The organism is Kribbella voronezhensis (assembly GCF_004365175.1).
Taxonomy (GTDB): domain Bacteria; phylum Actinomycetota; class Actinomycetes; order Propionibacteriales; family Kribbellaceae; genus Kribbella; species Kribbella voronezhensis.
The window spans coordinates 528040-541088 of sequence record NZ_SOCE01000001.1 but is presented as its reverse complement, the minus strand read 5'-3'; the positions used below and the strand labels follow the sequence as shown (position 1 = coordinate 541088).

Sequence of the window (13049 nt, the reverse complement as noted above, 5' to 3'; positions counted from 1 at the left end):
ATGCCAGACGAAGCCGTCCAGTCACTGCTGGGCGGCTTCGTCGCTTCCATCCGCGCGGTGCTTCCCGTGCGCGCTGTGTGGCTGCACGGGTCGTTGGCGCTCGGCGACTTCGTGCTGGGGCGCAGCGACTTCGATGTGATCGCTGTGCTGGAGACTCCGGTGACGGATCCGCCTGGGTTGATCGAGGTTCACCGGGGGCTGATCAAGTCGTCCGCGTTGGCGAAGAAGTTGCACTGCACGTATGTGCCGGTGGGGGAGTTGGGCGACGCCTCGTTGCGTCATCCGACGTTCGCGCAGGAGCGGTACTTCGACCGGCCGGTGAGTCCGGTCAGTCGTCGGGAACTGACTCTGGGGGATGTGGCGCTTTTCGGACCGCCGCCTTCTTTGTTGCTTCCAGCAACTACCGACGAGGAGTTGGCCGCTTTCGTCCGCCGCGACCTCCAGGACTTCTGGTATCCGGCGACCGCCAAGCGCACCCGCTGGTACACCGACGTCTGGGTCGACCTCGGCCTGGTCACCGTCGCCCGCGCCGGTCGCACCCTCCGAGACGGCCGCCTGATCACCAAGCAGGCCGCGATCGCCGAACTCCCGTCACTGGGCGCGCCACCGGCCGTAGTACAGGACATCCAAAACCGCCGCTACGCCGCTGTTGGCATCCCACCTTGGTCCCCTTGGCGCCTCCACCGAGGCCACCTGGCCCGCACCTTCGTCCGCACCCAGATAACCAACCTCCTCAACTGACCCCGCCCGCCCCCGACCTCCACGCCTTCCTCCCCACGCCCCTGGGTTCTCCGCCTTGCTCCCCGCGCCGCCGGGTTCTCCGCCTTGCTCCCCGCGGCCCCGCGCTCTCCGCCTTCCTTCCTTTGGCTTCTTCTTCGGCATTTTGTCGATCTGTTTCGTGCTCGTCCGACGCACTGACGACAGCAGGTCAACTGAGTGAAGGAGACGCAGGATGAGGAAGACCACCGCGGAACTGTTCTCGACGCTTGACGGGATCGTGTCCGGTCCGCAGCACTGGCACGGCCCGTACTCCACCGAGGAAGCCGGCCGGCAGACCGAGGACTCGCTCGCGAACTCGGACCTCATGCTGCTCGGCGGCAACACCTACGACGAACACGCCGGCTACTGGCCGACCGCCGACGGCCGGATGGCAGAACTGATGAACGGCATCGCCAAGCTGGTCGTGACGAGCCGCGCCGAGCCGCTCGAGTGGTCGAACTCCACTCAGCTCAGCGGCGACGTCGAGACGTCCATCCGTGAACTCAAGGAGCAAGACGGCGGCGACATCCTGATCACCGGCAGTGTCGCCCTGGTGAAGTCTCTGCTCGCCGCCGCCTTGGTGGACGAACTCCGCCTGATCGTCGACCCCGTGGTCGTCGGTGAAGGCACCCGCCTCTTCGGCGAGACGCCGTCGGCCTGGTCACTCGTCGCCACCAGGCCCCACCCCACCGGCGCCGTCACCCTCACCTACGCCCTCACATCAACGCCGGCTTAGTTGACCGCCACTCACGCTCCCACCTCAGCGGCGCCTGATCGACCGTCACCGACGCGCTCACCTCGGTGGCGGTCTAGTTGACCGTGACCGGTGTGCCGTTGGTGAGGTTGAGCAGTTCGGTGTAGGTCGTCGGGAAGACCGAGTGGGGGATCCCGGCGGCCGCCCACACCTCGGAGTACTGATCGAGAGCCGTGTCGACCAACGTCCGCACCGGCGCCGGGTGACCGACCGGCGCGACCCCGCCGATCGCCTGGCCGGTGTGCTGCTTGACGAACTCCGGCGTGGCCCGGCGCAGCTTGGCGATCCCGAGCTCGGCCGCGATCTTCGCCGTGTCGACCCGATGCGCACCCGAGGTCAGGATCAGCACCGGCGAGCCGTCGCCGTCGAAGATCAGGCTGTTCGCGATCGCACCGACCTCGCAGCCGAGCTCGGCCGCCGCGGCCGCCGCCGTCGGCACCGCGTCGTCGAGGATCCGGATCACACCGGTCGCACCGGCCGCCTCCAGGGCGTCCGCGACCAGTTGGACATTGGGATGAGTACTCACAGCTGAAACCCTATTCCTGGTACATGGTGACCAGCCGACGGTAGACGGCCGGATTACTGAGCACATCGGTGTTGTCCGCGCACTGGTCGATGCCGCCGACCAGTCCGAGCTCGTGCAGGTGTCGATCGTCGACCTCCGCCAGACACGCTCGCACGAACCGTCCGGCGTCGAGCACCATCGCGGGACGGTCGAAGTACTGCCTCGGCAGCGGATCGACGTACTCCGTGATGCCGAGTTCGTTGTGCCGGCGTCCGGCCTTCTCGTACGCCGTGGTCAGCGCCTTCTCCCTCTCCTTGAGAGTTGCCGCCCCGACCGCCTCGACCAGGTCGCGGTCGAGCCCGTCGGGATGGCCCAGCCGCGCAAACGCCGTACCGAGCCATTTCGTGTACGGCGCGTAGGCGCGGGCCATCAGCAGCGCCAGCCGCATCAGGTCGCGCGCCAGGCGAGCCGCGACGACCCGTGATCCGAGCTCGTCACCGACCTCCGCGGTGCGTTGGACGAAGGCCTCCTCCTGCGCGATCCGGGACCACTGGCAGGCGAGCATCCAGTGCCAGACGTCATCGGGATACCAGCTGAGCGCCCTACGAACGCGTTGCAGCCGGCCGTCGTCGGCGTACACCGGCCCGGCGACAACCCCGAGCAACTGCTGCTGTGGCGTGATGAGCCAGTCCTCGACGGTCATGCCGTTGCTGACATCACGACCGACCTGACCGTCGAGCCACTCGCCGACCGTCTTCACCGTGATGTGGTGCACGGGCTCCTGACCATCCAAGCCGAACCGGACGTCATACCCCTTGTACTGCGTGGGTAGGTGCGCCTCGATCAGCTTGGTGACTCGCTCGACCTCGCCCGCATCCACCAGGACGTGCAGCCGCGGACCCCAGCCATGGTCGGTGGAGCGCTCCGTGTCGTAGCCGAGGACGTCGGAGCCCCAGCCCAGCAAGCCTGCTGCATAAGGGGTTTCGCCCAGCAGCGGCCGGATCACGTCATCGTGGAAGTCGGCGCTCAGCCTCCTTGCCGAAACGAACCCTGTCTTGGTCATGCGGCGACTCTAGTTCGATTTGGCCGCGGTCACCTGACGTTTTCCACAGGCTCAGGTGAGGTCCAGCCGGGCTGCTCCGAACGAGACGTTGAAACGGTTGCACCAGATCGAGACACTCTTGAGGACCGACAGGTCGACGTCGGCGGGGACGACGTAGTTCTGGTTGCCGTGGTTGCCTTTCAGTTGCCCGAGGCTCCGATAGCGGCCGTCGTCGAACACGTGCCAGCCGGCCTTGCCATCGACCACCGCGGCGTCACTCAGCCAGACCTCCAGGTCGGGCCCGTCGGAGGTGTCCAGCCCGGTCAGCCTCAGAACGCGCACTCCGCTCGGAAGCCGAATGACGGCCACAGCCCCTTCCGTGTGGTGCTCGTGGGAGATGAACCGGCCCGACGCCTGTACTACGGATGCCGCGGGCGTTTCCGGTGGTCCGGAACCAGGTGTCTTGGTGGGGGTCCGGCCCGAGGCGCCGGAAATTGTCGGTGGCGCCGGTGAGGATGAGGTCATGGAGATCGGACCGGTGCCGGGGAGCGCTTCATCGACGACTTTGTCGGTGAAGAGCCGCCACGGCTGGAACAGCGGCAGCGCGACCGCTGCGACGACGGCTGCCACCGCCAGCGCGGTGACGGCGACAGTGCGTCGGCTCGGTGTCGGCATCGGACTCCTCGGCTCGGCTCAGGCTGGATTCCCAGTCTGTCCGGCGCAGTGGCGGGCGGGAACCACGCCGGCCTTACGTCCCGTTGACGATTGTCGCCGGGCAGCGCTACGCTTCAAGTGTTCGAACAGATGTTCGATTGACCCCAGCCCGGTGTCGTCGGGAGACCGGCGGGGGCCGATCGGAGCAACTGGACGACTCCGGTGCGGAGTTGCGGCCGCATCGGTAACCGGTGGTCCCGGTGGGCCGGGCGCCGTGGTGGACCTCGACCCCCACCCGGCGCCCACCCACCGGGCCGCTGCCCAGGGGAAGAAGTTCGCACACAGGAGGCGATGGAGCATGTGGGAGTTCGACGAAGCCGTTGAGGTGCGTTCAGGCGTCGTGGACGGCATCGAGACTCCGGAGCAGTTCCTGTGGCGAGGCCGGCTCTGGCGGGTCTGCGCCGTCGAGGCCCAGTGGGTGGAGACCGCAGCCTGGTGGGAGCGCGGCGTGATCGGCTCCGGCGTCGGTGCGGCGACCGCCACAGCCGTCGCGGGATCATCCGCGGCCGTCGGTGTGTTGGACGCTGATTGGGGACCGCAACGGGCGGTCTTCCGAGTAGAGGCGGGGTGCGGCCGGCACGGTCGTCGGGAGATGTTCGATCTCGCGCACGACCCGGACTCCGGCCGCTGGCAACTGGAGAGGGTGACGGACCGATGACAGTTTCACCGGTTTCACCGGCAGCCGCTGGTTCGGCCAGCCGCGACCTGTCCCGCGCACGCGCTGCGCTGGCCGAGGCCCGCGAATCAGCCGACCACCTGCTGAAGTACTCGAGCGCTCACGTGGCAGCCCTCCGGGTCGCCGCGGCGGTCCTCGCCGTGCGGGCCCGCCCGGTGCGGTCCGGCCCCCGGCGCCGCGTCCAGCGCAACGCCTGGGTGCTGCTCGCCGAGGTCGCCCCGGAGTTCGGCGAATGGGCAAGCTTCTTCGCCGCCGGCGCCACCCAACGCGCCGCCGCCGAGGCGGGCCTGGAGCGAGCCGTCACCACCCGCGAGGCCGACGACCTGGTCCGCGCCGTAGAGACGTTCTACGAGCTGGTCGAGTCCAGCCTCCACCTGGCCACCCAGCCGACCCTCACCACCACCTTCGCCCCCGAATCAGTCCTAGCCCAACCCTGGATGCAAGCCAGCTAACCCACCCACCCCACCACCGACAACCCCGGTCGCCCTACCCCCATCGCACCCGGCCAACCAGCCTTCCGGCCGCTGACCGAAGGGCGATTCCAAGGCAGCAGGCGATCGCGGACTTGGTTGGTAGCGAGTCCACCGATTTGGCTGCGAAGAGCTACCAGGGCCGCTCTTCTCGCCGAGTCGTGTGTGCAAGCCAGCTAATCCACCACCTTCACCACCGACGAGCGCGGTCGCCCTGCCTCCATTGCATTCGGTCGGCCAGCCTTGCGGCCGTCTCTGACCGACGTGCGTTCCAAGGCGGCAGGGGACCACGGGCGTGGTCGGTCGTCTGTTGGTGGTGGGGTGGGAAGTAGGGTGTTGCCCGCAACGGGTTCGTAGCCGAGGAGGGCATTCACGATGGTCGACCGACGTCGCCGCTCGGTACGTACGGCGCTGGTCGCCGAAGCTCTGCGGGTCGCACTGGCCGGTCGGGCGCGGATCGATCCCGGTGCCGGGTTGGACATCGTGGATCTTGGCGGCGGCACCGGCGGGTTCGCCGTACCGCTTGCTGTGGAAGGGCACCGGGTCACGGTCGTCGACCCGAGTCCGGATGCGTTGGCTTCGCTCGAGCGTCGCGCCAGCGACGAGGGTGTCAGCAAGCTTGTGCACGGTGTTCAGGGTGATGCCGCCGAGTTGCCAGGTCTCGCGGGGGAGTCGAGTGCCGATGCCGTGCTCTGTCACGGTGTGCTCGAGGTCGTCGACGATCCCGCTCAAGCGTTGCAGGCAATGGCGTCCGTACTGCGCGAGGGCGGCGTACTCAGTCTCTTGGTTGCCCAACGCAACGCTGTCGTCCTGGCTCGCGCTCTCGCCGGCCATCTCGCCGAGGCGAAGGTCGCCCTGCAGGACGCGGACGGGCGCTGGGGGCCGACGGATCCGATGCCCCGCCGCTTCGACGAAGCCGGAATCACCGGACTGCTTGCTGACGCAGGATTCATGGTTCACACCATTCACGGCGTACGCACCTTCACCGACCTCGTCCCCTCCGCCTTCGTAGACTCCGAACCAGGCGCCGCCGAAGCCTTGGCGGACCTGGAACGCTCCGCCAGCCAACACCCGGCCTTCCGCGCAATAGCCACCCAACTCCACATCCTCGCCACCCGCTGACCGCTACCGCCCGGCCGCCGCCTGCGGCTGACCGCAGCCCTGGCCGATGTGGAACTCCGTGGGTCGGCTCTGCGCCTTCCGTGCCATAGCCACCCAACTCCACATCCTCGCCACCCGCTGACCGCTACCGCCCGGCCGCCGCCTGCGGCTGACCGCAGCCCTGGCCGATGTGGAACTCCGTGGGTCGGCACTGCGATTGCCGTGCCGTAGCCGCCCAGCTCCACATCCTCGCCACCCGCTAACCGTCACCGCCCGGCACGCGCCAGCAGCTCACCCCGGCAGGCTTGGCCGACGTGGATGCTCTGCGTGTCCTCTGAGTTTGGGCTGTGGGTGTGTGGCAGGCGCGGCGGTGGCGAGTTGCGGCGGCTTGGCGACGCGGTAGTTGCGCGGGTCGGGAGGGGAGTGGCGAGTGGTCACTGGGTGTGGTGGGTGGTGGAGGTGAGGGCGGCGACCGACTGGGTTGGGGGCTCGGATGGAAGCGGTGAAAGGTGCGGTTTGAGGGGGTGGGGGTGGGAAATTAGGGTGATTACGGTGTGGAGTTGCCGGACCGTGACGCGCGGGACGGGCGGTCAGGGTTTCGTGGACCGCACCGGCGGCCTAGACTGGAGCTGGCCTATCGAGATCGCGCTCACCATGGAGGGATCGACGGTGCCCCTCTCGGAAGAAGAGCAGCGCCAGTTCGAGCAGCTCGAACGCGCCCTCGCTGCGGAAGACCCGAAGTTCGTTTCCGCCATGCGAGGGACCAATGTGCGCTTGTACTACAAGCGCCGGGCAATTCTTGCCGGCGTCGGATTCGTGCTGGGCATCGTGATACTGATGGCCGGCGCGATCATCCCCAACACCATCATCGGAGTCTTCGGCTTCATCGTGATGGTCGCGTGCCTCTACATCGCCGCGCTGAGCATGAAGCGGATCAGCAACGCCGGCGACGCGGACGACATCCCGCCGCCCCCGCCGCAGTCGAGGCGGCACCGAACCAAACACGACTCCTCCGGCAGTTTCATGGAGCGCATGGAAGACCGCTGGCGTCGCCGCCGCGACGAGGACCTCTGACGCCCTCGCGCCGCTGACGATCCCGCCCGGCTGACACCGACACCCAAACCACACCCACGCTTCGGCGCCGGGTGTGGTTGTGGTTTCCGGACGCCCGTCCAGCACCCAGCGCGCGCGCAGCCCCGTACTACGTTCGCCCGCTCGCCACCCCTAACCGCCGCCTCGCGCCGAATTCAAGCCCCAAGCTCTCGATGGGTAAGAAGCTCCGAAGAGACGAACAGGCGGGGCGCTTCGAACTGGCAAGCACGCGGTGGCCGCTCGGACAGGCGAGCACGTGGTGCTGTTTGAACAGGCGGGCAGGTGGCGGTCGTCTCGGGCAGCCGGGCAGGTGGTGACGCCCCGGGCAGGCGAGCAGGTGTGGCCCGCTCGGAGGGATGCGCACGTGGTGGTTGTGCGGACGGGCCGAGCAGGTGGCCGGTCGGGTATGCAGGGCAACGGGTAGTCGTCTTGCGCCTGGCGTGTCCGGCGACTTGTGGCCGCGGGTTGGTTGAGGGTGGGTTAGTTGGCGGGGCGGCGGCGGTGGGGGAGGAGTAGGGAGCGGAGGCGGGCGAGGGCCAGGTCGAACTCGTCGAGGAGGTCGGAGGCTTCGCTGCTGCCTCTATTGAGGTACCAGCGCCAGGACGGGGGTAGGAGTCTCGCGCGCCAGCGGCGGGTCAGCTTCGCCTGGCTCCAGAGGCCCTTGCTGACTGTGCGGGCCTCGGCTCGCAGGTCGACCTTCAGATCCGTGAGACCGGCGTACCGGACGGCTTCGACGCCGCGGGCGAGCCGCAGGGCTGCCGGGTGCGCATCAGCGGGAAGCTGTGAGATCAGCCAGTCGCCCAGTTGGCGCGGCGTGGCCGTGTCCGACCAGTCGAGGCCGAGGTCGCGCGAGCCGTCGCGGATCTCTGCCCACAACCCTTCGACGCCGGCCCGTCCAGGTGCACGGGCGAACCGCTTCCGTCGGGTCAGTGCGCGGATCAACCACGGGATGCACAGGACCAGCAGTACGCCGAGCGTCAGTGCGATCACTTTGCCGCCGCCGTTGGTGAACCAGTTGCCTGTGTCCACCGGGCCGAGGCCGGCGTTGTCCGCCCCGTCGCGCGGGTCTTTCGGCTTGCTGATGTCGGGGGACTCGGCGTTGCCCGGCGTGGTGGGTGCCGTGGTCGGGGCGGTCGTCGGCGCGATGATGATCGCGCCGGACGAGTCGGTCCAGCTCGGCGTGGTGGAGGCCTGCGTCGACGGGGTCGGCTCGAACCGGACCCAGCCGACGCCCTGGAAGTACAGCTCGGGCCAGGCGTGCATGTCGTGCATCCGGACGATGTGCTCGCCGCTCTTGCCGGGCTGACCGGGCAGGAAGCCGATCCCGACGCGGGCCGGGATGTCGAGGATGCGGGCCATCAGGGCCATCCCGGTGGCGAACTGCTCGCAGTACCCGGTCTTGTTCTGGAGCAGGAAGGCGCTCAGCGCCCGCATCCCGCTGCCGGGCGAGTTCTCCGTGCTGTAGTTGAAGCCGCCCTCGGTCCGGAACCACTTCTGCAGCGCGACCGCCTGCTCGAACTTGTTGCCGTCGGCACCGGCCGTGACCTCGCGGGCTTTGGCTTTGATCTTCGGATCGGTCCGGGCCGGGACGTCGCTGGTGTACTGGTCGGGCTCGCCGCCGGGCATCGCGTCGAACAGATCCTGGGGAGTCGGCTGGAGATCGTACGCCGTGAGGCTGTACTTCTGGCCACCCACGACCTGGCCGTTGCCGGAGACCACGTCGAGCGCGCTCGCGTCGTAGCGCCAGCGGTTCTTCAACGAGATCGAGTGCAGCGGGTACGGCACCGGAGCGAACTGCGAGCGGAAGCTGCGGGACACGTCGATCTGCATCTTCGTGGTCGGCACCTTGCTCAGGTCACCGGAGTACCCAGGCGGGCCGCTCAGGTCGCCGGTGATCTTGCGGCCGGTCTGCCGCGGTGAGATCCGCCAGGTGTTGCCGTCGAACAGGTCGAGCGCCGTGAGCCGCAGATAGGTACCGTCGGCCGGGCCGCCGGTGTAGGTCAGGGCGGTGACGTTGTCGCCGCGCTTGAGGTTCTTGCCCATGTCGAGCATGGGATCGGTCGCCGAGATCGACGCGCCGGCTCCACCGCCGGCAGCAGTGCCGGAGAGTCCGTTGCCGATGACACCTTCGGGCAGCGCCGGCAGCAGAGCGGGCAGAAGGGCCGCCAGCGCGACCACGCTGAGGCCGATCCGCCGTCCGGCCTGGCCCAGCGCCGAAGCCTCGATCGGCTCGGCAGCATCCAGATGCGAGACGCCGGAGATCCGGCGGCCCCACCTGCTCAGCCTGGTCCGTCCCTCGGCCGACAACAGCACGATGTAGCCGATGGCCGGCGGGATGAACAGCAGCGCGGGCAGTCCACCGTGCACAGTCGCAGCAGGCACCGTGTACATGGTGAGTAGCAGAAGCCCGGCCCACGCGGCCTGCTTGAGCTGTACGGCGATCAGGTGAATGAGCAGCCCGGTCACGGAGATCACCGAGACGGCGAACAAGGTCAGGTGCGAGTCGGGTGGCAGCGGCGCACTGAAGCGATTGATCGAGTCCATCGCGTTCACCATCTGCTGGTTGAACTCGACGACGGTCTGCCGCCAGGGCACCAGTCCGAACCGCAAGGTGTCGCGCAGGAAGAAGAACGAGATCAGCTCGACCAGCACGACCAACTGGACCGCCGGTACGACGAACCTTGGTACCCGCAGGTTCTGCAGCAGGATCCCGACGCCGGTGACAGCAGCGCAGAAGAACGCACTGACGAAGAGGAAGGGCCCGGAGAAGACCGGGGTCAGGACGAGCGAGCCGAGGACGGTCGCTCCCCAGGCAGCCAGGGAGATCCTGGCGTGGCCGGTCATCGGGTCTCCCCGCCTGCACGGAGGCGTGGCATCAAGACGGTCATGCGATCCTTCCGCTCCGCAGTCCGAGGGTGGACCACACGGTCGGGAGATGGTCCCCGCGCTGAACTCTGGCTACCCGCCAGCCGTTGCGGCGCAGTTCGTTCTCGGTGGCGTCAGTGGCCGCGGTCAGCCGGGCGGCCTTCTCGGTGCCTTCCGCGCCCACTGACCAGCTTGCCGCATCGAGCAAGAGCGCCACTCCTGTCGCCTGGCTGGTGCGCCAGCGATTGAGCGAGGTGATGTCGTCGGAACTGCAGGCGCCGACGATGGCGACCACCAGGCTGGGCTCCTGGATGTGCCGGTCGACGGTCAGCAAGGGGCCGATCTCGGCGTACTTGTGTTCCTCGACGGTCGCGCACTCGGTCAGCAACTGCTGGCTGATCAGTGGCTGGTGCACCGCGGTCGAGCTGCGGTGGTTGATTGCGGTGAGCGTGGTCGGTCCGCCCAGCAGGGTGGTCACGTAGCCGCGTCGGATTCGGTCGATACCGATCGATGCTGCCGCGCTGACTGCCCACTCGAGGCTGGACGACGGCCCGTGCCCGTGGTGCGAAATGCTGCGGGCGTCGAGGAAGATCGCGCAGCGGCTCTGCCACGGCTGCTCCTCACGACGCACCATCAGCGAGCCACGCCGAGCAGTGGAGCGCCAGTGCACTCGCCGCAGGTCGTCACCGTCGCGGTACTCGCGCACAGTCGCGTCCTCTTCGCCGGCGGATGCGATCGCGCGCGGCCGGTTCTCACCGGAGCCCGCCCGGTCCGCACCGAGTCGTACCTCCGGCAGCCGGTAGACGCGCGGCGTCACCAACAGGTGCTGGCTGCGGGTGAAGGTCCTGCTGGTCTCCACCAAGCCGAACGGGTCGGCCACAGTCAGCATCAGCGGACCGACCTGGAACAGCCCGCGGACGTCCGACTTCACCGGATAGGAGACAGTACGCCGCCAGTTCGGGCTGACGCGGTCGACGACGAACCGCGGCCGGTGCCCGAGGACATAAGGAATACGGTCCTCGAGCAGGAGCAAGCCGGCCGGCATCCGCCCCTGGTTGGTCAACGTCAGCTCAACCGTCGCCTGTGTGCCGACCGGCACCTGATCAGGCGCCAGGCTGCGTCGGACCTGCAGCCGCAGCCTGGTCCGGCCGACCACCAGCGCCGCCACGATCGGCAGCGCCACCAGGAGGATGCCGACGCGGAGGAGGTCCTTCTGGCCGAGCAGCAACGCACACAGAGAGGCAGTGATGCCCGCTGCGACGAAGGCTCGCCCTCTGGTGGTCAGCCCGCGCAGTGCCTGCCGCATGTCTCAGTCCCGACGGTTACGGGGGAGCGGCACGGAGGCCACCAGCCCGGAGATGATGTCCGCCGCTCCGCGCCCACCCAGGTGAGCCTCTGCGGCCGGGAGCACGCGGTGCGCGAGCACGGGTACGGCGAGCTCCTGGATGTCGTCCGGCAGCACGAACTCGCGGGCGTCCAGTGCGGCAGCGGCCCGAGCGGCCCGGATCAGGTGCAGGGTGGCTCGTGGGCTGGCTCCCAGCCGGAGCTCCTGCGACCTGCGGGTGGCCCCGACCAGCGCCACGGCGTACTCCTTCACCGACTCCGACACGTGCACGGAGTGCACTGTCTTCACCAGGCGCAGGATCTGCTGGCCGTCGGTCACCGCCTGCAGCGTCTGCAGCGGCTCGGCGGCGGCGTGCCCGTCGAGCATCCGCAGCTCGGCGGCCGGCTCCGGGTAGCCCATCGAGAGGCGGGCCATGAAGCGGTCGCGTTGTGCTTCCGGAAGGGGATAGGTTCCCTCCATCTCGATCGGGTTCTGCGTCGCGATCACCATGAACGGCGCGTCCAGCTGGTACGTCGTGGTGTCGACGGTGACCTGGCGCTCTTCCATCGACTCCAGCAGTGCGGCCTGGGTCTTCGGTGACGCGCGGTTGATCTCGTCGCCGACGACGATGTTCGCGAACACTGCGCCCGGCTTGAACTCGAAGTCGCGGACCTCCTGGTTGAACACCGACACGCCGGTGATGTCCGAGGGCAGCAGGTCCGGCGTGAACTGGATCCGGCGCACGCTGCAGTCGATCGACTTGGCCAGCGCCTTGGCGAGCATCGTCTTACCGACGCCCGGTACGTCCTCGATGAGTAGATGTCCTTCGGCGAGCAGCACGGTGATGGCTACTTCGACCACATCGGGTTTGCCCTCGATCACAGTCTCGATGGCTCGGCGGACCCGTCCCGCCACCTCTGTCAGCTCGTCGAAATCCATGGCCGAGCTGGTCGCGGTGGTGCTCACCCTTGGTCCTCCCCTTTGGTTGATGGCCGACTCATTCTGACCCGGGGCAGGGGTCGGGCCTAGATCCCCGCGCGTTTCGTTACCAGTCGTTTCGGAGTTCATCGAAATGGCCCTCACCCGCAGTTGCCGATCCGTGACCTCCAGCGTACGGCGCGCCGAAACGCGGGCGGAGTGGGGCAATGTTGGTTGACGGTGGTGCAAAGTGGAGTAAGGTGGAGCGCAGTGGTACTGAAATGGTGGGAAAAGCTCGACCTGAGACGGAGAGACCGCAACGGGGAGGTGGAGCGTGTTCCTCGGAACGCACTTCCCCAAGCTCGACGACAAGGGCCGACTGTTCCTACCGGCGAAGTTCCGGGACGAGCTGGCGGAGGGTCTGGTGATCACTCGTGGACAGGAGCGGTCGCTGTTCGTGTGGCCCGAAGCGGAGTTCGTCCAGCTGACCGAGCAGTTGAAGCAGGCTCCGATCACCAACAAAGGTGCCCGGGACTACCTGCGGATGTTGTTCGCCGGCGCCTCGAACGAGGTGCCGGACAAACAAGGCCGGGTCACCATCCCGCCGATGCTGCGCGATTACGCGGGACTGGATCGCGACTGTGTCGTCATCGGGGCGATGAACAGGGTGGAGATCTGGAACACGGAGAGCTGGAACCGGTACTCCGCGGAGCAGGAGCAGGCATTCGCCGACCTGTCCGAGGAGGTCCTGCCCGGCATCTTCTGAGTACGCCGAATTCAACAGCAGCACCCGGAGCGCAGACCGTCCGGTGAGATCACGGGTCCGACT

Annotated in this window: 13 protein-coding genes; 7 read left to right on the top strand and 6 right to left on the bottom strand. The window is 68.1% G+C overall.

What is annotated here, in order from left to right; genetic code table 11:
- Positions 1 to 741: a nucleotidyltransferase gene (locus EV138_RS02435; protein WP_133976829.1), complete on the top strand. Its 741-nt coding sequence runs from the start codon at positions 1 to 3 to the stop codon at positions 739 to 741.
- 211 nt (positions 742 to 952) lie between these two features.
- Positions 953 to 1495 (top strand): dihydrofolate reductase family protein, encoded by a 543-nt coding sequence (locus EV138_RS02430; protein ID WP_133976828.1) that lies wholly within the window; start codon positions 953 to 955, stop codon positions 1493 to 1495.
- A gap of 73 nt (positions 1496 to 1568) precedes the next feature.
- Here EV138_RS02430 and EV138_RS02425 read toward each other — a convergent pair whose 3' ends face one another.
- From EV138_RS02425 to EV138_RS02415, 3 genes are read right to left on the bottom strand one after another with little or no spacing between them, the layout of a single operon-like run.
- A complete protein-coding gene (locus tag EV138_RS02425; RefSeq protein ID WP_133976827.1) occupies positions 1569 to 2039 on the bottom strand; it encodes a YbaK/EbsC family protein in 471 nt (156 codons plus the stop codon).
- 10 nt (positions 2040 to 2049) lie between these two features.
- Positions 2050 to 3081 carry a DUF4037 domain-containing protein gene (locus tag EV138_RS02420; protein ID WP_133976826.1) on the bottom strand — a complete coding sequence of 344 codons (1032 nt, stop codon included), beginning with the start codon at positions 3079 to 3081 and terminating at the stop codon, positions 2050 to 2052.
- Positions 3082 to 3132: 51 nt separating this feature from the next.
- Positions 3133 to 3735, bottom strand: a complete 603-nt coding sequence (locus EV138_RS02415; RefSeq protein WP_133976825.1) for a DM13 domain-containing protein — start codon at positions 3733 to 3735, stop codon at positions 3133 to 3135.
- A 337-nt stretch (positions 3736 to 4072) separates the two neighbouring features.
- Here EV138_RS02415 and EV138_RS02410 point away from each other — a divergent pair, with 337 nt between their 5' ends.
- The 4 genes from EV138_RS02410 (at position 4073) to EV138_RS02395 (ending at position 7095) form a co-directional block, all read left to right on the top strand.
- Positions 4073 to 4432 carry a DUF6504 family protein gene (locus tag EV138_RS02410; protein WP_112240446.1) on the top strand — a complete coding sequence of 120 codons (360 nt, stop codon included), beginning with the start codon at positions 4073 to 4075 and terminating at the stop codon, positions 4430 to 4432.
- On the top strand, positions 4429 to 4902 hold the full coding sequence (locus EV138_RS02405) for an SAV_6107 family HEPN domain-containing protein (RefSeq protein WP_133976824.1): 474 nt from the start codon (positions 4429 to 4431) through the stop codon (positions 4900 to 4902). Before EV138_RS02410 ends, EV138_RS02405 begins: the two co-directional genes overlap by 4 nt.
- Before the next feature lie 393 nt (positions 4903 to 5295).
- Positions 5296 to 6042, top strand: a complete 747-nt coding sequence (locus EV138_RS02400; protein ID WP_133976823.1) for a class I SAM-dependent methyltransferase — start codon at positions 5296 to 5298, stop codon at positions 6040 to 6042.
- A 549-nt stretch (positions 6043 to 6591) separates the two neighbouring features.
- Positions 6592 to 7095 carry an SCO2097 family morphological protein gene (locus tag EV138_RS02395; RefSeq protein ID WP_133976822.1) on the top strand — a complete coding sequence of 168 codons (504 nt, stop codon included), beginning with the start codon at positions 6592 to 6594 and terminating at the stop codon, positions 7093 to 7095.
- A 498-nt stretch (positions 7096 to 7593) separates the two neighbouring features.
- Here the strand turns inward: EV138_RS02395 and EV138_RS02390 are convergent, their stop codons facing one another.
- Genes EV138_RS02390 through EV138_RS02380 form a run of 3 tightly spaced genes read right to left on the bottom strand, consistent with a single transcriptional unit; the run spans position 7594 to position 12241 of the window.
- Complete coding sequence (locus EV138_RS02390) at positions 7594 to 9957, bottom strand: transglutaminase TgpA family protein (protein WP_133976821.1); 2364 nt, start codon at positions 9955 to 9957, stop codon at positions 7594 to 7596.
- A gap of 40 nt (positions 9958 to 9997) precedes the next feature.
- The gene (locus EV138_RS02385; protein WP_133976820.1) at positions 9998 to 11284 is read right to left on the bottom strand and encodes a DUF58 domain-containing protein; all 1287 of its coding nucleotides are present in this window, start codon (positions 11282 to 11284) and stop codon (positions 9998 to 10000) included.
- A gap of 3 nt (positions 11285 to 11287) precedes the next feature.
- A complete protein-coding gene (locus EV138_RS02380; protein ID WP_133981670.1) occupies positions 11288 to 12241 on the bottom strand; it encodes an AAA family ATPase in 954 nt (317 codons plus the stop codon).
- 313 nt (positions 12242 to 12554) lie between these two features.
- Between EV138_RS02380 and mraZ the strand changes: the two genes are divergently transcribed.
- A complete protein-coding gene (gene mraZ / locus EV138_RS02375) occupies positions 12555 to 12986 on the top strand; it encodes a division/cell wall cluster transcriptional repressor MraZ (protein WP_112240456.1) in 432 nt (143 codons plus the stop codon).
- Positions 12987 to 13049 lie beyond the last annotated feature (63 nt).

Excerpts from the sequence above, each read along its gene's own strand:
- EV138_RS02385 (WP_133976820.1), bottom strand. The coding sequence starts at position 11,284 with ATGCGGCAGGCACTGCGCGGGCTGACCACCAGAGGGCGAGCCTTCGTC.
- EV138_RS02380 (WP_133981670.1), bottom strand. The coding sequence starts at position 12,241 with ATGGATTTCGACGAGCTGACAGAGGTGGCGGGACGGGTCCGCCGAGCC.
- EV138_RS02430 (WP_133976828.1), top strand. The coding sequence starts at position 953 with ATGAGGAAGACCACCGCGGAACTGTTCTCGACGCTTGACGGGATCGTG.
- EV138_RS02410 (WP_112240446.1), top strand. The coding sequence starts at position 4,073 with ATGTGGGAGTTCGACGAAGCCGTTGAGGTGCGTTCAGGCGTCGTGGAC.
- EV138_RS02390 (WP_133976821.1), bottom strand. The coding sequence starts at position 9,957 with ATGACCGGCCACGCCAGGATCTCCCTGGCTGCCTGGGGAGCGACCGTC.
- EV138_RS02420 (WP_133976826.1), bottom strand. The coding sequence starts at position 3,081 with ATGACCAAGACAGGGTTCGTTTCGGCAAGGAGGCTGAGCGCCGACTTC.
- EV138_RS02405 (WP_133976824.1), top strand. The coding sequence starts at position 4,429 with ATGACAGTTTCACCGGTTTCACCGGCAGCCGCTGGTTCGGCCAGCCGC.
- EV138_RS02400 (WP_133976823.1), top strand. The coding sequence starts at position 5,296 with ATGGTCGACCGACGTCGCCGCTCGGTACGTACGGCGCTGGTCGCCGAA.
- EV138_RS02435 (WP_133976829.1), top strand. The coding sequence starts at position 1 with ATGCCAGACGAAGCCGTCCAGTCACTGCTGGGCGGCTTCGTCGCTTCC.
- EV138_RS02415 (WP_133976825.1), bottom strand. The coding sequence starts at position 3,735 with ATGCCGACACCGAGCCGACGCACTGTCGCCGTCACCGCGCTGGCGGTG.